Annotated in this window: 15 protein-coding genes; 7 read left to right on the top strand and 8 right to left on the bottom strand. The window is 64.4% G+C overall.

Features of this window, described 5'->3' with window-relative positions:
- Nucleotides 1-56: 56 nt before the first annotated feature.
- The 6 genes from BT179_RS10990 to BT179_RS10965 all read right to left on the bottom strand — a co-directional run bounded on the left by BT179_RS10990 (nucleotide 57) and on the right by BT179_RS10965 (nucleotide 5,247).
- The gene (locus BT179_RS10990; RefSeq protein WP_053151254.1) at nucleotides 57-722 is read right to left on the bottom strand and encodes a response regulator transcription factor; all 666 of its coding nucleotides are present in this window, start codon (nucleotides 720-722) and stop codon (nucleotides 57-59) included.
- A 62-nt stretch (nucleotides 723-784) separates the two neighbouring features.
- Nucleotides 785-1,318: a PQQ-dependent catabolism-associated CXXCW motif protein gene (locus tag BT179_RS10985; RefSeq protein WP_072391434.1), complete on the bottom strand. Its 534-nt coding sequence runs from the start codon at nucleotides 1,316-1,318 to the stop codon at nucleotides 785-787.
- A 239-nt stretch (nucleotides 1,319-1,557) separates the two neighbouring features.
- Nucleotides 1,558-2,349, bottom strand: coding sequence for an ABC transporter permease (locus tag BT179_RS10980; protein WP_072431036.1), 792 nt, complete (start codon nucleotides 2,347-2,349; stop codon nucleotides 1,558-1,560).
- On the bottom strand, nucleotides 2,346-3,077 hold the full coding sequence (locus tag BT179_RS10975; RefSeq protein ID WP_072431035.1) for an ABC transporter ATP-binding protein: 732 nt from the start codon (nucleotides 3,075-3,077) through the stop codon (nucleotides 2,346-2,348). Before BT179_RS10975 ends, BT179_RS10980 begins: the two co-directional genes overlap by 4 nt.
- Nucleotides 3,074-4,054 carry a YVTN family beta-propeller repeat protein gene (locus tag BT179_RS10970; protein WP_072391444.1) on the bottom strand — a complete coding sequence of 327 codons (981 nt, stop codon included), beginning with the start codon at nucleotides 4,052-4,054 and terminating at the stop codon, nucleotides 3,074-3,076. Before BT179_RS10970 ends, BT179_RS10975 begins: the two co-directional genes overlap by 4 nt.
- A 26-nt stretch (nucleotides 4,055-4,080) precedes the next feature.
- The gene (locus tag BT179_RS10965; RefSeq protein WP_072391447.1) at nucleotides 4,081-5,247 is read right to left on the bottom strand and encodes an ABC transporter substrate-binding protein; all 1,167 of its coding nucleotides are present in this window, start codon (nucleotides 5,245-5,247) and stop codon (nucleotides 4,081-4,083) included.
- 377 nt (nucleotides 5,248-5,624) lie between these two features.
- On the opposite strand from BT179_RS10965, the gene BT179_RS10955 reads away from it, so the two are divergent.
- Together BT179_RS10955 and BT179_RS10950 are read left to right on the top strand one after the other, a co-directional pair.
- Nucleotides 5,625-6,884 (top strand): sensor histidine kinase, encoded by a 1,260-nt coding sequence (locus BT179_RS10955; RefSeq protein ID WP_072431034.1) that lies wholly within the window; start codon nucleotides 5,625-5,627, stop codon nucleotides 6,882-6,884.
- The gene (locus BT179_RS10950; RefSeq protein WP_072391455.1) at nucleotides 6,881-7,519 is read left to right on the top strand and encodes a response regulator; all 639 of its coding nucleotides are present in this window, start codon (nucleotides 6,881-6,883) and stop codon (nucleotides 7,517-7,519) included. Before BT179_RS10955 ends, BT179_RS10950 begins: the two co-directional genes overlap by 4 nt.
- Nucleotides 7,520-7,700: 181 nt before the next feature.
- Here the strand turns inward: BT179_RS10950 and BT179_RS10945 are convergent, their stop codons facing one another.
- Both BT179_RS10945 and exaA read right to left on the bottom strand, forming a co-directional pair.
- Nucleotides 7,701-8,345, bottom strand: coding sequence for a pentapeptide repeat-containing protein (locus BT179_RS10945; RefSeq protein WP_072391458.1), 645 nt, complete (start codon nucleotides 8,343-8,345; stop codon nucleotides 7,701-7,703).
- A gap of 150 nt (nucleotides 8,346-8,495) precedes the next feature.
- Nucleotides 8,496-10,370 (bottom strand): quinoprotein ethanol dehydrogenase, encoded by a 1,875-nt coding sequence (gene exaA / locus BT179_RS10940; RefSeq protein ID WP_072391461.1) that lies wholly within the window; start codon nucleotides 10,368-10,370, stop codon nucleotides 8,496-8,498.
- Between the two features lie 252 nt (nucleotides 10,371-10,622).
- On the opposite strand from exaA, the gene pedF reads away from it, so the two are divergent.
- From pedF to BT179_RS10915, 5 genes are all read left to right on the top strand, one after another.
- Nucleotides 10,623-11,084 carry a cytochrome c-550 PedF gene (pedF, locus tag BT179_RS10935; RefSeq protein ID WP_072391462.1) on the top strand — a complete coding sequence of 154 codons (462 nt, stop codon included), beginning with the start codon at nucleotides 10,623-10,625 and terminating at the stop codon, nucleotides 11,082-11,084.
- Between the two features lie 5 nt (nucleotides 11,085-11,089).
- Entirely contained in the window at nucleotides 11,090-11,965 is an 876-nt protein-coding gene (locus tag BT179_RS10930) for a substrate-binding periplasmic protein (RefSeq protein WP_072391463.1), read from the top strand.
- A 10-nt stretch (nucleotides 11,966-11,975) separates the two neighbouring features.
- Nucleotides 11,976-12,746: a quinoprotein dehydrogenase-associated SoxYZ-like carrier gene (locus BT179_RS10925; protein ID WP_072431033.1), complete on the top strand. Its 771-nt coding sequence runs from the start codon at nucleotides 11,976-11,978 to the stop codon at nucleotides 12,744-12,746.
- 16 nt (nucleotides 12,747-12,762) lie between these two features.
- The gene (locus BT179_RS10920) at nucleotides 12,763-13,692 is read left to right on the top strand and encodes a quinoprotein relay system zinc metallohydrolase 1 (protein ID WP_072391465.1); all 930 of its coding nucleotides are present in this window, start codon (nucleotides 12,763-12,765) and stop codon (nucleotides 13,690-13,692) included.
- 194 nt (nucleotides 13,693-13,886) lie between these two features.
- Nucleotides 13,887-15,662 carry a PQQ-dependent methanol/ethanol family dehydrogenase gene (locus BT179_RS10915; protein ID WP_072431032.1) on the top strand — a complete coding sequence of 592 codons (1,776 nt, stop codon included), beginning with the start codon at nucleotides 13,887-13,889 and terminating at the stop codon, nucleotides 15,660-15,662.
- Nucleotides 15,663-15,729: the final 67 nt, after the last annotated feature.

The raw sequence follows: 15,729 nt of genomic DNA, 5'->3' as shown, positions 1-15,729 counted from the left end.
GCGCCCCAGCGGGGCGGTGCGACGTTTCGCTAATCCCCTCGCCACAGGGATGTGTGTCAACGCCGCAGATAAGCCCCGAAATCGATATCCCCGGCACTGAGGATCGCCTGCACCCGGTTGTGCACATTGAGCTTGCGCAGGATGGCCGAGACGTGGGCCTTGACCGTGGTCTCGGCGATGTCCAGGGTGTAGGCGATCTGTTTGTTCGACTCACCCTTGGTCATGCGCTCGAGTACCAGCAGCTGCTTGCGGGTCAGGGCCTGGAGCAGTTCGGGCGGGAACGCCGGGGTTTCGCTCAGGCGCCGGCCTACCGGGTTCTTCTGGGTGCGGATGATGTCCGGTGGCAGGTACACGTTGCCGTTGAGGATCTGTTCGATGGCGTCGGTCATCTGCGAACGTGGCGAGGATTTGGTAATGAACCCCACCGCACCGTAGGTGATGGCCTGCAGGACGATCTGCTTGTCCTGTTCGGCGGAAACGATCACCACGGGGATCGTCGGCGCCTCGTTGCGCAGGTTGATCAGGCCATTGAGGCCGTGCATGCCGGGCATGTTCAGGTCCAGCAGGATCAGGTCCAGGTCGTCGTGCTCGTGGGTCAGTGCCAGGGCACTGTCCAGGTCGGCGGTTTCCATGACTTCGCTGCCAGGGAAGCCGTCGCTGATAACGTTGTGGATGGCTTCGCGAAACAGTGGGTGATCGTCGGCTATCAGGATTTTATACATGGCCATTCACCTCGTTATTGTTGTGGGGCAGTTGCAGCACGCTTTTGACTCGCACTTGTGCATCAGGGAAAAGGTTCGGGTCGGGCGGCCTGCAAGGGCAGGTTGGCCGCTTCCCAGGCATCGAGGCCATCGCGATACCAGTACAGATGCTTATAGCCCATGGCAGCGGCGCGTTTTACCGCGTTCCAGCTCAACCAGCAATCGGAGCGGCAATAAAAGACCAACGGTTGGTCCATGCGCCCGGCGGTGGCTTTGCGCAGGTAATGAGCGAAGTAGTCCTGCCAGGTCGGATCCAGGTGGCCGTCGCCGGTATTGGCCAGCCACAGGCTGCCGGGGAGGTTGGCGTGGGGTTCGTTGTCGATGAACCGGCCCTGGACCCAGGGCCGACGGTAGACGTCCACCAGCACGGGAGGCGAGGCTTGCTGGAGCAGTCGCTGCAACGCCTGGGTATCGATGGTCTGCGCGCCTTGGACCTCGGCGGGCGTGGGGCTGCGATACCGGTCGATGCGATAGCCCTGGGGCGAGAACAGCGTGTCGTCGGCCTGGGCGACGCTCAGCCACAGGCACGGCAAGACGATTGCCAGCAAACGGAGCATGGGGATTGATCCTTGTTGTTATGGGTGCATTACATGCCAGGGTCGCGGTCTTGTGAATGCGACCATAGACAGGAAAACCAGTACTAAAGTCGTAAAAATGCTCCTGTCACAGGCTGGGGATCGCCACCGGACCTTGTGGGAGCGAGCTTGCTCGCGATGACGGCGGCACAGCCAATACCGAGGCCGACTGAACCACCGCTATCGCGAGCAGGCTCGCTCCCACAGAGGGACAGGCACGGTTAACCTGCCTTGCGCAACGCCGCATGCTGCGGATTGAACGTCCACACCGCCAGCAGCGCGAACACCAGGGTCAGCACCAGGCACACCACCATTGCCAGCAGGTTGAACTGCCCGTACAAGGCAAACCGCACCAGTTCCACCCCGTGGGTGAACGGGTTCACCGCGCAGAGCCAGTACAGCCAGGGGCTGGCCTCGAGCATTTTCCATAGCGGGTACAGTGCCGAAGACAGGAAGAACATCGGGAAGATCACGAAGTTCATGACCCCGGCGAAGTTCTCCAGCTGCCGGATAGCGTTGGACAGCAGCAAGCCCAGGGCGCTGAGCATCAGGGCCACCAGCAGCAGCGCCGGCAATGCCAGCAGCAGGCCCTCGACCGGGGGCTGGACGCCATACAGCCAGGCAATGGCCAGGAAGGCATAGACCTGCAGCAATGAGATAAGCGAGGTCGCCAGCAGCTTGCTCGCCAGCAGGAATGCCCGGGGCAGGGGGCTGGTCAGCAGCACCCGCATGCTGCCCATCTCCCGGTCGTAGACCATCGACAACGAGCCTTGCATGCCGTTGAACAACAGGATCATGCACGCCAGCCCAGGCACGATGTACACCTCATAGGGAATGTAGGTGTCGTAGGGGGCGATGATGGCGATGCCCAGTGCCGCCCGAAAGCCGGCTGCAAAGACCAGCAGCCACAGGAGCGGGCGGACCAGCGCACTGAGCAGGCGCGTGCGTTGCAGCATGAAGCGCAGCCATTCGCGTATCACGATGCCGCTGAAACATTGCCAATACGCATTCATGAGCAAACTCCCGGCGTGGTCAGGCGAGTAAAGGCCGAGCCCAGGTCACCGCCATGGGCCTGGCTCACGGCATCGGCTCGGCCACTGGCGACGAGGCGGCCTTGATGCAGGATCAGCAGTGCGTCGCCGGGCTGCACTTCATCCAGCAGATGGGTGGTCCAGAGCACGCTGATGCCTTGCTCGCTGCACAGTTGCCGGACATGCAAGCCAAGGGCCTGGCGACTGCCCGGATCCAGGCCGACGCTGGGCTCGTCCAGCAGCAACAGGCGTGGTTCATGGAGCAGTGCCCGGGCGATTTCCACCCGACGACGGTGACCGCCATTGAGATTGCGCACTCGTTCGTCGCGTCGCTCAGCCAGGCCCTGGCGGGCCAGCTCGGCGTCGATCCTGGAACCTCCCTGGCGCCGCGACAGGCCATGCAGGGCGGCGTGATAACGCAGGTTCTGCTCGACGCTCAGGTCCAGGTCCAGGGTGCTCTGCTGGAAGACCACGCCCAACTGACGCAAGGCCGCCCGAGGCGAAGCCTGCAAGCAGTGGCCGCCGACACGGATCTCGCCTCGCTGCACATCGTAGAGGCGCGTGAGCAGGGCGATCAGCGTCGACTTGCCAGCTCCGTTGGGGCCCAACAGCGCGGCGAACTGCCCGGCGGGCAGCGCGAAACCGACTTGCCTGAGGGCTTCGCGGGCGCCATAGGCGAAGCTCAGGTCACTGACCTGCAAGGCGTTCATGGCGTGACCACCACGCCCCACGGATAGCGCCCGACTTTCACCGACTTGAGCACCTTGCGGCTCTGGACATCGATCACCGAGACATCACCGCTCACGCCGTTGGTCGCCAGCAGTTGGCGTTGGTCCGGGGTGAACGCCAGTTGCCAGACCCGGCGGCCCACCAGCAGGTAGTCCAGCACTTCGAAAGTCTTGGCGTCGATCACCGCCACATGGTTGGCCGGGCCCAGGGCGACGAAGGCGAGCTGGCCGTCGGCACTGAGCTTGATGCCCACCGGTTGCACCTTGTCCGGGTGTACGCCCTTGATCTGGAAGGTCAGGGTCTTGAGCACCTGGCGAGTCGCGACATCAAGGATGGTCAGGGTGCCGCCGATCTCCGCCGACGCCCAGAGTTGCGAGCCATCGCGGCTGAACTCGACGAAACGCGGCCGCTGGTCCACCAGGGTGTTGTCGGCCAGGGTCTGGGTGCTGGTGTCGATCCAGTGCAGCATGTTGGTGGTTTCGCTGGTGTTGACCGCCCACTTGCCGTCGGGGCTGACGGCCATGCCCTCCGGCTCGACGCCCACGCCGATCTGGCCGAGCACTTCGGAGGTCTGGGTGTCGATCACCGTCACCAAGGCGTCGTCCTCGTTGGAGACGTAGAGCCAGCGGTCGTTGGGATGCAGGGCGAACTGTTCCGGATCCTTGCCGGAGGGCAGCTCCTTGACGATCTTGCGGGTGGCCACGTCCATCACCTGGACCCGGTCCGAATCGCTGGCGCAGATGTACAGGAGACGGTTGTCGTGGGACAGCAACAGGCCCCGTGGACGTTGGCCCACCGGCAGGGTCTCGATGACCTCCAGGCGCTGCAGGTCGATCAGGCTCAGGCTGTTGTCCTTCTCGTTGGAGACCCAGGCGATGCTCGCGGCGGCGGGACCGGCGGCGAACAACGCCATGCCCAGGGTGAGGACCTGGCAGGCTTGGAGCAAGGGGCGAGGCATGGCGGTTTCCTTATTGTTGTTATCGATCAGGGGTAACGGCAGCTCACTTCGGGTTTGTCATAGCCCAGGCTGTCCATTTCGTTGGAGGGGTGCAGGAAGCCGTCCTGGGGGGAGGTGCTGACCAGGGCCCGCGGCTGGACCAGGGGAATCGGTTGGCGCAGTTGGCCATTCCATGGCCGGTAGCTGAGCTTGCGGCCCTTGAAGCCGTCCAGCGGCAATTGATCGCTCAGAGCCAGTTGGCGGATTGCCGACGGGTCGTCCTGGCGCAGCTTGCTCACCGCGCTGGCGATGCTGCGCACGGCGATCCAGGCCGCGAAGTCACGGTCGTTCATCCAGCGGCCGGCCAGGGCCTCGAAGCGCTTCTGCAGTTGCGCCGCGCCGTAGGTTTCCACGGTCTTGTGCCAGCCGGTGGGCACCAGCCCCTGGGTGCCGGCCACCGGCCGCGGGTACCAGGTCTGGTAGGGCAGGTATTCGCCGAAATCCCCGCGTTCGTCCGCCACCAGCACCACGTCGTATTCGGCGGTCTGGGTGAACAACGGCATATCGGCCTGGGCGCTGCGGCGCTGATCGTTATCGAACTGCCAGGCTTTTTCGGCGACGGTCTTGATGCCGAAGCGTTTCATGGCCCGGCGCAGGGCGGCGGCGTAGGCCTGGTCGTCGGGCGTCTGGCCGACGATCAGCAAAGCCCGCTGCCATTTGCGCACGACGCTGAACTGCACCAGGGCATCGGCGAGCATGGCCCGGTCGGGCAGGCTGTGCAGCACGTTGCCCAGGCAATCGGTGGTGCGCAGGCTGTCGTCGGGACTGCCGGCATTGAACAGCAGGCTGTCGGGCAGGGCGGCGCTGAGCTGGCGCAGGCTGTCGGCCGGGGCGTTGACCACGAACAGCCGCAGGCCCTGTTCATGTTGCGCGCGAGCGGCTTGCACCAGCGCTTCGGGGCTGTCGACGCTGGCGCTTTGCAGGCGGTAATCGTGCTTCAGGAAACGCCCGGTACTGTTGCTGTCGACGATCGCCAGCTCGGCGCCGCGCAGCCCGGCGTCGGCAGGCTCGGTAATCACATTGGACAACAACGGTCCTGGATCGGGGCGATAACCCAGGTAGCCGATGCGCACTTGCAGTGGCGCGGCATCGTTCGCGTGAGCGGTTGCCGCTGCCAGCAGTGAAACCAGGGCGTAACTGACGAGCCGGCGCATGACATCCTCCATTGCGGGTAGCGCCAGCATAGGAAGGCCGGGGGCATGGGGAAATATGCAGAAAGTACCGCCGGGGCAGTACCAAGGTAGTAGCTCGCCGTCGCCGCCAGGGTTTTAGGATGCAGGCAATCGTCATCGACCAGGAGTGGACAGACCGTGCGGATTTTCAAGGCCCTGCTGCTGCCGTTTCTGCTGATCCTGAGTCTGATCGGGGTGGATCGTCCCAAAGCCTGTCACCGCCCAGGCCCTCCTGTGGGAGCGAGCTTGCTCGCGATAGCGGTGGTTCAGTCGGCCTCGGTATTGGCTGTGCCGCCGTCATCGCGAGCAAGCTCGCTCCCACAGGGTATGGGTGTCAACTTCGGGGCGGAACGCTAGTCATGTCGGCCCTCTGGCGCATCAATCTCTGGGTCACGGTGTTTTTCGCCCTGGTGACCCTGGCGTGCTCCCTGTTGTCGCTGCAGCAGGCCATGACCGATGTGAAGCGCGAGCTGCAATCGGCCGAATCGGTGGTGCATTACCTCAAGGAAACCGCCGAGCGCGACCCGGCCAGCCTGCAGACACGCCTGACCGGCAGCCTGCGGCATGTACGGATACGCTGGCTGGCACCAGGGGAAGAATTTCCGGCAGGTGCCGACAGCGGGCTGCAGGCCTGGCTCGGCCATCGACTGCTCGCCGATGGCCCGGCGCCGCAGGTGGTGGATCTGCGTGATGGGCGGCGGGCCTGGATCGCTGTCGATCCGCGGGACGAAATCGACGAAATCCTCGATTCACTGGTGCAACTGCTGGGCGTCTGCGCCATGGCCCTGTTGCTCAGCCTGTTGGTGATTCGCTGGGCGGTGCGCCGGGTCATGTCGATGCTCGACCAACTGCTGGGGGCGTTGCGCCAGGTGTCCAACGGCGACCTGAATGTGCACTTGCCCGCCGAAGGCATACCGGAGGCGCGGCAACTGGCGGGGCACTTCAATCGGATGACCGCCGCCCTGGCCCAGTCCCAGGCCGATAACACCCGGCTCACCCAGGCACTGCTGGCCGTGCAGGAGCAGGAACGTACGCATCTGGCCCAGGCGCTGCACGACGACCTGGGCCAGTATGTGACGGGCATCCGCGCCCGGGCCTGCCTGCTGCGCCTGGTCACCGGCCAGCCGACCGTGCTGGAGCAGACCGTCAGCCAGCTCGAAGCGGATTGCGAACACCTGCAACAGGGCTTCCGGGCCTTGGTGCACGACTTGTATCCGGTGGTGCTGCAGCACTTGCCGCTGGAAGAAGCCGTCGAATTGCTGGCACGGCAATGCCGCGACACCCATGGCATTGCCTGTGATTTGCGCATCGAAGGGGCCTTGCCGGCATTGTCCGGCTCGGACAAGACCCACCTGTATCGCCTGTTGCAGGAAGCGCTGACCAATGTCGCCCGCCATGCCAATGCCACCCGGGTAAGGATCCGCCTGGGCCAGCGTGCCGGCCGCTTGCGCCTGCTGGTGCGGGACAACGGCCGAGGGGCACAGCAGCCGCCCCGACCGGGTGTCGGCCTGCATTCGATGTGCGAACGGGCCCGCAGCCTGGGCGGCGAGCTGCGGGTGATCTGCCAGCCCGGTGCCGGCTGGGCGCTGGCCTTGAATATTCCCCTGGAGGCACGATGAACATTTTGTTGGTGGATGATCACGCGGTGGTCCGGCAGGGCTACGCCAGCCTTCTGCGAGCCTTGATGCCGGACCTGCAGGTTCGGGAAGCGACCACCGGCGAAGAGGCGTTGAGCCAGGTGCAGGAGCAGGTGCCGCATCTGGTGATCATGGACTTCGGCCTGCCTGGCATCAGCGGGCTGGAAACCACCCGGCGCCTGCGTCAGCGCCTGCCGCAACTGCGGGTGCTGTTTTTCAGCATGCATGACGAACTGCCATTGGTACGCCAGGCGCTGGATGCCGGCGCCTCGGGGTACCTGACCAAGAACTCGGCGCCCCAGGTGCTGGTGGAGGCGGTGCGACGGGTATTGGCCGGCCATGCCTATATCGAACAGTCCCTGGCGACACAACTGGCCTGCGCCAGCTCCCGGCATGACGCCGACCCGCGCCTGCAATGCATGACCCAGCGAGAGCTGGAGATCTTCGTCATGCTCGCCAAAGGCACGCCTGCGCGCACCATCGCCGAACAGCTGTGCATCAGCGCCAAGACGGTGTCCAACCATCTCACGCTGCTCAAAAGCAAGTTGCAGGTCAGCTCGCATGCCGAGCTGGTGCACTTGGGGATTGATATGGGGGTGGTGCGGGTGGCGGGATGAATCCCGGGTTCCACTGCGACGGTCAACGGTGGTGAGGGGATTTGGCGGAACGTCGCAACGTCCCGCTGGGCTGCGAAGCGGCCCCTCTTCAGTCGGTTCGCCGAGTTAACCGAACTGGGGCCGCTTCGCAGCCCAACGGAGATAAAAAATCCCCTTGCCACAGGTGTGTGCCGAAAGGCTCTCATCGATCCCAGGATTGCGGGCATCCCTTGCAACCCTGCATGTTGGCGTCCTGGAAATTCCCGTAATGCTGACGCGACCCACTCAGGTCAGCCTGCTCCAGGTTGCTTTCTCCCAGCTTGACCTCTTGCAGATTGGCGTCGCGCAGGTCGGCGCCCTTGAGGTCGGCCTTGCTCAGCCAGGCCATTTCCAGGTCGGCGGCTTGCAGGTTGGCATCGTGCAGGCGAGCGCCGGACAAGCGGGCGAACTGAAGATACGCGCCGGTCAGGTCGGCACGCTGGAACTGCGCACCCTGGGCGAACAGCCCCCATCCCTGGATCGCCTTGAGCGTGGCGCCGCTGAAATCGGCCAGGCGCAGATTGCTCTGCTGCAGGCTGGCACGGGTCAGGTTGGCGCCTTGTAGCTGGGCTTTCTCAAGGTTCGCCAGGTCCAGGCGCGCGTGCCGCAGGTCGGCGTCACGCAGGTCGGCACCACTGAGGTTCATCTTGCGCAAGTCCTGGTTCGCCAGTCTTGCGCCCCGCAGGTTGGCGCCGGGGCATTGGCTGGCTTCGGCAATGACGCAGCCGTTGAGGGTGAGCGGGGTGTCGAGGTCGTCGGCGTTGGTACATGCCGCGATCAGCAGCAGTACAAGAGGCAGGTAGTTCATGGCGGCTAGCTCGCAGAGCGGTGTGGGAGCGAGCTAGCCCGCGATGGCGGAGCATGAGCTGGCAGTAATGTTGACTGCCGCGGCGCTATCGCGAGCAGGCTCGCTCCCACAGAGGGTTGGTATATCGATCGCAGTTCAGGTGGGGACGGGCTACTTCTGCGCCGTCGCCTTGTCCCAACTCGGAATCTTGAACACCCAGAACGACCCGCCCTGGGCTACCGGCTTGGTCAGCTCGGCCATGTCGCCGCCCCACAACGGCACCGCGCCGCCATAACCGACAGTCACGCCGATGTACTGCTCACCGTCCTGCTCCCAGGTGATGGGTGGGGAGACGATGCCGCTGCCGGTCTGGAATTTCCACAGCTCCTTGCCGGTCTTGGCATCGAAGGCCTTGAAGAAGCCGTCGCCGGTGCCGGTGAACACCAGGTTGCCCTTGGTGGCGAGCACGCCGGCCCACAGCGGCAGCGGCTCCTTGTGCTCCCAGACCACCTTGCCCGTGGTGGGGTTCATCGCCCGCAGGCTGCCGACGTGATCGTCATACATGCGCTTGATGCGAAACCCCATGCCCAGGTAGGCCGAGCCTTTCTTGTAGTTCACTTCCTCGGTCCAGTATTCCTCCTTCCACTGATTGCCGGGGACGTAGAACAGTCCTGTGTCCTGGCTGTAGGCCATGGGGTTCCAGTTCTTGCCGCCCAGGAACGGCGGCGAGACTTCCACCGGCTTGCCCTTGGTTTCGCCGGGCAACGGCTTGGCCGGACGCTGGCCGGGATTCTCCACCGGCCTGCCGGTCTTGAGGTCGATGTGGCTGGCCCAGGTGATGTTGTCGACGAAGGGGAAGGCGTTCTGCAGCTTGCCGTTGTTGCGGTCCACGACATAGAAGAAACCGTTGCGGTCGGCATGGGCGGTGGCCTTGATCACCTTGCCGTCCTTGTCCTTGTAGTCGAACAGCACCAGCTCGTTGTTGCCGGAAAAATCCCAGGCATCGTTGGGCGTGTGCTGGTAGAACCACTTCACTTCGCCGGTGCTCGGGTCGACGCCCACCTGGCCGGAGGTGTAGAGGCTGTCATAGTCGTGGGGGTTGCCGTCCTTGGCCGTGCGGGCCCAGGTGTTCCACGGGCCGGGGTTGCCCGCGCCGACGATGATGGTGTTGGTCTCGGGGTCGAAACTGGCGCTCTGCCACGGGGCGCCACCGCCGTGGCTCCAGGCCTCGACCTTGCCGGTTTCGGTGGTCTTGTCGTCTGGCCAGGATGGGGCCTTCACATCGCCGGTGGGCGTGCTGTCCTTGCCGTTGAGGCGACCCATGTGGCCTTCGACGAAGGGCCGCATCCAGACTTCCTCGCCGGTGTCCGGATCGCGAGCGAACAATTGCCCGACCACGCCGAACTCATCGCCGGAACTGCCGTGGATCAGCAGCACCTTGCCGCTGGTCTTGTCCTTGATCAGCACCGGGGCGCCGGTCATGGTGTAGCCGGCGGAGTGATCACCGAACTTCTTGTTCCAGACCACCTTGCCGGTGTTCTTGTCCAGGGCGACCACCCGCGCATCCAGGGTACCGAAGTAGATCTTGTCGCCATAGATGGCTGCGCCGCGATTGACCACGTCGCAGCAAGGACGAATGTTGTCCGGCAGCCGGTGGTTGTAGGTCCACAGGCGCTTGCCGGTCTTGGCGTCGAGGGCGAACACCCGCGAGTACGAGCCGGTGACGTACACCACGCCGTCGCTGACGATGGCCTGGGATTCCTGGCCGCGCTGCTTTTCGTCGCCGAACGAATAGGACCAGGCGGGCGTGAGCTTGAAGACGTTCTTGTCATTGACCTGGGCCAGCGGGCTCCAGCGTTGGGCGTTGGTGCCCATGCCGTATTGCAGCACGTCGCGGGTGGTCAGGTGGTCGTTGGCGATGTCCTCCCAGCTGACTCCCGGCGTGGCGGCGCTGGCCATGGGGCTCAACGAGAGACTGCCGGCCAGCAGCAAGGCGTGCAAGGCCACGGTCAGGGGGGAGAGGGCGGGTAGCGTTCTTATTGTCATGGTGGCGGTTCCCAGTGGAGGTTTTGGCCTGACTAGGTTCGGTCGCGCCGGGGGCCGGCCGATACGGAAAAAGTCCCGCCCTTGCCGGGAAGACTTCCTGAACCGGCTGTCTTTGCGACCTGCGTCGGATGACCCGATACCAAGGAACTAGGACCCGGCCACCAAAGCAGCATTCGGCTGGTGCGGCACGGTTCCTAAGATGACGGCACGGCCTCTGCAGAGAGGTCGGCGTGCAATCCAGAGGGCATAACAATGACAACAAAACGCAACGCCATCATCGCTACCGCATTGCTGATGGGGCTGACCGGCGCAGGCTCCGCATGGGCCCATGGCAACGTAGTGCCCCAGGCAGTGGAAACCAAGGGCCTGACCCCGATCAAGGACACCAACCTGCCATTGGACGGCGATGGCTGGGCCTCGCAGAACCCTTATCGCAATTCTCCCGAACGTGAAAAGGCCGTGGAGATCGGCGCTTCGGCGTACAACCAGAACTGTGCCGCGTGCCATGGCCTGGAAGCCAAGTCCGGCGGGATCGCACCCGACCTGCGCATGCTGGACGCCGCCGAAGCCGGTGACGAGTGGTTCGTCGAGCGCGTGCGCCACGGTGCGGTGCGCGATGGCCGGGTCTACATGCCGAAAATGGCCGACTACCTGAGCCAGGAAGCGCTCTGGGCGGTGCGCACCTACCTCGACAGCGTGCACGTCGAGGAGTGACCGCCATGCGCTGGTTCGCCTGGGTAATCTGCTATGTTTTGCTGGGTGCCCAGGCGGTTCAGGCCCAGGTGCGCAGCTTTGACCAGATGATTGCCGCCGGGGAGTTGAAGGTGGCGGTCTACAAGGACTTCGCGCCCTACAGCTTCGAAGACGACGGCCAGCCCAGGGGCGTCGATGTGGAACTGGCCCAGGCCCTGGCCAAGGCGCTGGGTGTGCGGCTGAAACTGATCTGGGCGCCCCCCGGCGAGAAGCTCGACGACGACCTGCGCGATTACATCTGGCGCAGCAGCCCGCTCCACGACCGACAATTGGCCGACCTGATGATGCGGGTGCCCTACGATCACGATTACGTGCAAAGGCGTAACGATGTCGGTGAGTTGGAAAATGCCCAGGTGGTGATGTTCGGACCCTATCAGCAGGAGTGTTGGCAGGTGGCTTATGACCGCCGTCGGCTGGACTCGGTAGGCAGCGTCGCGGTATTCCAGCAGCACCCTATCGGTGTCGAAGTCGACAGCGTGCCGTCGTTCTACCTGACTTCGGTATTCAACGGCATGCTCAGCGCCAGGACCCGCCATTACCCTGGTGTCGGCCAGGCGTTCAAGGCCATGCACGCCGGGGAGGTCGATGCCGTCATGGCCATGCGCGGCGAAGTGGACTGGCAAGTGCACCAGGCGCGCGACCCGCAGCTGGCCCTCGCCGAGAATGCCTACCCGAACATGGGCAAGCAGCGGTGGGAAATCGGCATGGCGGTGCATGAAAGCAATCGCCAGTTGGCCTATGCGGTGGAAGAAGCACTGGAAGGCTTGATCCGCGACGGCAGCCTCAAGGCTGTCTACGCCCATTACGGCCTGCGTTACGAAGTGCCCGAGATGTACCAATAGGAGCACCAGGATGAAATGGCCTGCTTATCGCTTGGGGTGTTGCCTGCTGTGGTGCGGCCTGTCGTTGATGGCGCAGGCGGCGGTCGAGCCCGGCAAGGATCCGGTGCCCTCGGTGATGTGGGCCTTCTATCACAAGCAATTGCTGGGTGACGCACCGTTCGTGTTCGATGACCGGGTCCGGCTGCTGGCGCCGCCCTTTGCCGAAGATGCGCGCCAGGTACCGCTGGAAATCGATGCGCGGGCTTTTGCCGCAGACGTGGTTCGGATACTGGCCTGGGCCGAGCTGAACCCGTTGCCGAAGATCGTCGATTTCCAACCGGGAGAGCGGGTGCTGCCCTGGTTGTCGATTCGCATCCGTATCGAACAGGCCACGCCACTGCGGGCCGCCGTACAGACCCGCGACGGCCTGTGGCACGTCGGCTCGACCCTGATCGACGCGGCCGGGGGCGGCTGCACCGCGCCCAGTGTGGTGCGGACCCAGCCGGGGTGGGAGGAACACCTGGGCGAAGTGCTCGGGGCGCGCTACCCCCGGGGCGACACCAGCCGCCTGCGCCTGCAGGTGGCCCACCCGATGGACAACGGCCTGGTGAGCGGCATCCCGGAATTCTTTCTCGACCAGGCCCAACTGCTGGACGCCGAAGGCCGGGTGCTGGCGCGCCTGGAATTGTTCCCGGCGGTCAGCGAAAACCCCAACCTGGGCTTCGACATCCAGGGCCCCGGACAGACCCGCCTGTCGTTGCGCGACAACAGCGGCAACACGTTCGAGGCGGCGATCCCCTGACCACAAGGAGCGCGCCATGCGTTGGCTGCTGCTGATCTTCATCTGCCTGAACGGGCCAGCCTGGGCCGGGGCAGACTATACCCTCCAGCCCCGGCGGATCGCCGAGGGCACCTGGCTGCTGGAAGGCAGTACGGAGAATTTTGCCAAGGGCAATGGCGGCAACATCGTCAACACCGGTTTCATCGTGACCGATGCGGGGGTGGTGGTGATCGACACCGGGCCGTCCAGGCGTTATGGCGAGGCCTTTCGCCGGGCCATCGCGGCGACCACGGATAAACCGGTGATTCGCGTACTGCTGACCCATCATCATCCCGACCATGTCCTGGGAAACCAGGCGTTCACCGACGTGCCCATCGCCGCCCTGGCGGGGACTGGGGAGCTGTTGCGCCAGCAGGGCGACGCGATGGCCGAGAACATGTACCGGCTGGTAGGCGACTGGATGCGCGGTACCGAGGTGGTATTGCCTACCCAGGTCCTGGAGCCCGGCAGGCTGGTGGTGGGCGATCATTCCCTGCGCCTTCTGCAACTGGCCGGGCACACCGGGGCCGACCTGGCGATCCTGGACGAGACCACCGGCGTGTTGTTCGCCGGCGACCTGGTGTTCTACGAGCGAGCCTTGACCACCCCCAACAGCCCGGGGCTGGAGGTCTGGCTCAAGGACCTGGACACCTTGCAGGCCTTGCCCTGGAAACTGCTGGTGCCCGGCCATGGTCCGGTGGCAGGCGACCTCCGGCCCTTTGCGCAGATGCGCGATTACCTGGGCTGGCTCGACCAACTGATGCGCGACGGCGCCGCCCGGGGCGACGACATGGCCGAGATGATCCGCAGCCCCATCCCCGAGCGATTTGCCGGGATCAGCCTGACCCGTTATGAGCTGATCCGCAGTGTCAGCCATCTTTATCCGCGTTATGAACGCGCGGGGATGAAGCGGGTCGATGCCCGATGACCCTCGGCTGAGCAAACCCTCTGTGGCGAGGGGGCCGTCGCAGGAGTTGTGGGCACAGGCAATGGCCCCACATGTACCAAGGAACTAGGAAACTCAACACAGCGGGCAATTGTTGGCGGCGCCGCCGGGCCCAAGAATCTGCGGCAGACCGGGAAAATTTCCCGGGTATAACAATAACCGCAGAGGTAGCCGTCATGACTCATCCCGCACGTCGCCAACCCTTCGCCATCAGCCTGCTGCTCAGTGCCATGCTGCTGTCCGGTTCGGCCCTGGCCGCCGTGACCGACCAGGAAATCCTCCAGGATCCCAAGAACCCACAGCAGGTCGTGACCAACGGACTGGGCGTCCAGGGTCAGCGCTACAGTCCCCTCGATACCCTCAATGTCGACAACGTCAAGGACCTGCGTCCGGTCTGGGCGTTCTCCTTCGGCGGCGAAAAGCAGCGCGGCCAGCAGGCCCAGCCGATGATCAAGGATGGGGTGATGTACCTCACCGGTTCCTATTCGCGGGTGTTCGCAGTGGACGCCCGCACCGGCCGGAAACTGTGGCAGTACGATGCGCGCCTGCCCGACGACATCCGCCCTTGCTGCGATGTGATCAACCGTGGCGTGGCCCTGTACGGTGACCTGGTGTTCTTCGGCACCCTGGATGCCAAGCTCGTGGCCCTGAACAAGGACACCGGCAAGGTGGTGTGGAGCAAGAAGGTGGCCGACCACAAGGAAGGCTACTCCATCAGCGCCGCTCCGCTGATCGTCAATGGCAAGCTGATCACCGGCGTGGCCGGTGGCGAGTTCGGCGTGGTGGGCCAGATCAGTGCCTTCGACCCGAAGAACGGCGAACTGCTGTGGACCCGTCCGACCGTGGAAGGCCACATGGGCTACGTCTACAAGAACGGCAAGGCGGTCGAGAATGGCATTTCCGGTGGCGAGGCCGGCAAGACCTGGCCGGGCGACCTCTGGAAGACCGGTGGCGCGGCGCCCTGGCTGGGCGGCTACTACGACCCGGAAACCAACCTGTTGCTGTTCGGCACCGGTAACCCGGCCCCGTGGAACTCCCACCTGCGCCCTGGCGACAACCTCTATTCCTCGTCGCGCCTGGCCCTGAACCCGGACGATGGCAGCATCAAATGGCACTTCCAGAGCACGCCTCACGATGGCTGGGACTATGACGGCGTCAACGAGCTGATCTCGTTCAACTACAAGGAAGGCGGCAAGGACATCAAGGCCGCGGCCACCGCCGACCGCAACGGCTTCTTCTACGTGCTGGACCGCACCAACGGCAAGTTCATCCGTGGCTTCCCGTTTGTCGACAAGATCACCTGGGCCAGCGGCCTGGACAAGGACGGGCGGCCGATCTACAACGAGGCCAGTCGTCCGGGGGCGCCGGGCAGTGAAGCGAAGGGCAGCTCGGTGTTCGTCGCTCCGGCCTTCCTCGGCGCGAAGAACTGGATGCCCATGGCCTACAACCAGGACACCGGGCTGTTCTATGTACCGTCCAACGAGTGGGGCATGGACATCTGGAACGAAGGCATCGCCTACAAGAAAGGCGCGGCCTTCCTCGGCGCCGGTTTCACCATCAAGCCGTTGAACGATGACTATATCGGAGTGCTGCGTGCCATCGATCCCAAGACCGGCAAGGAAGTGTGGCGCCACAAGAACTTCGCGCCACTGTGGGGCGGGGTGCTGACCACCAAGGGCAACCTGGTCTTCACCGGTACGCCTGAAGGTTTCCTGCAGGCCTTCAACGCCAAGACCGGGGAAAAGGTCTGGGAATTCCAGACCGGTTCCGGTGTGCTGGGCTCGCCCATCACCTGGGAGATGGACGGCGAGCAATACGTGTCCGTGGTTTCCGGTTGGGGCGGCGCGGTTCCCCTGTGGGGCGGCGAAGTGGCCAAGCGGGTGAAGGACTTCAACCAGGGCGGCATGCTCTGGACCTTCAAGCTGCCGAAGGACCTGGTGGCCAAGCGCTGAGCCAACCTTGGTAAATGCAGAACCTGTGGGAGCGAGCTTGCTCGCGATAGCGGTCGATCAGCCACCC

Origin of the sequence: Pseudomonas sp. NFACC43, assembly GCF_900119645.1 — a bacterium.
Taxonomy (GTDB): Bacteria; Pseudomonadota; Gammaproteobacteria; order Pseudomonadales; family Pseudomonadaceae; genus Aquipseudomonas.
Note: the sequence above shows the minus strand (reverse complement) of the source record. Positions and strands in the feature narration are given on the sequence as shown.

Coding starts and splice junctions, on each gene's coding strand:
- pedF (WP_072391462.1), top strand. CDS start 10,623: ATGACAACAAAACGCAACGCCATCATCGCTACCGCATTGCTGATGGGG.
- BT179_RS10970 (WP_072391444.1), bottom strand. CDS start 4,054: ATGCCTCGCCCCTTGCTCCAAGCCTGCCAGGTCCTCACCCTGGGCATG.
- BT179_RS10980 (WP_072431036.1), bottom strand. CDS start 2,349: ATGAATGCGTATTGGCAATGTTTCAGCGGCATCGTGATACGCGAATGG.
- BT179_RS10915 (WP_072431032.1), top strand. CDS start 13,887: ATGACTCATCCCGCACGTCGCCAACCCTTCGCCATCAGCCTGCTGCTC.
- BT179_RS10955 (WP_072431034.1), top strand. CDS start 5,625: ATGTCGGCCCTCTGGCGCATCAATCTCTGGGTCACGGTGTTTTTCGCC.
- BT179_RS10950 (WP_072391455.1), top strand. CDS start 6,881: ATGAACATTTTGTTGGTGGATGATCACGCGGTGGTCCGGCAGGGCTAC.
- BT179_RS10990 (WP_053151254.1), bottom strand. CDS start 722: ATGTATAAAATCCTGATAGCCGACGATCACCCACTGTTTCGCGAAGCC.
- BT179_RS10920 (WP_072391465.1), top strand. CDS start 12,763: ATGCGTTGGCTGCTGCTGATCTTCATCTGCCTGAACGGGCCAGCCTGG.
- BT179_RS10930 (WP_072391463.1), top strand. CDS start 11,090: ATGCGCTGGTTCGCCTGGGTAATCTGCTATGTTTTGCTGGGTGCCCAG.
- BT179_RS10985 (WP_072391434.1), bottom strand. CDS start 1,318: ATGCTCCGTTTGCTGGCAATCGTCTTGCCGTGCCTGTGGCTGAGCGTC.
- BT179_RS10965 (WP_072391447.1), bottom strand. CDS start 5,247: ATGCGCCGGCTCGTCAGTTACGCCCTGGTTTCACTGCTGGCAGCGGCA.
- BT179_RS10925 (WP_072431033.1), top strand. CDS start 11,976: ATGAAATGGCCTGCTTATCGCTTGGGGTGTTGCCTGCTGTGGTGCGGC.
- BT179_RS10975 (WP_072431035.1), bottom strand. CDS start 3,077: ATGAACGCCTTGCAGGTCAGTGACCTGAGCTTCGCCTATGGCGCCCGC.
- exaA (WP_072391461.1), bottom strand. CDS start 10,370: ATGACAATAAGAACGCTACCCGCCCTCTCCCCCCTGACCGTGGCCTTG.
- BT179_RS10945 (WP_072391458.1), bottom strand. CDS start 8,345: ATGAACTACCTGCCTCTTGTACTGCTGCTGATCGCGGCATGTACCAAC.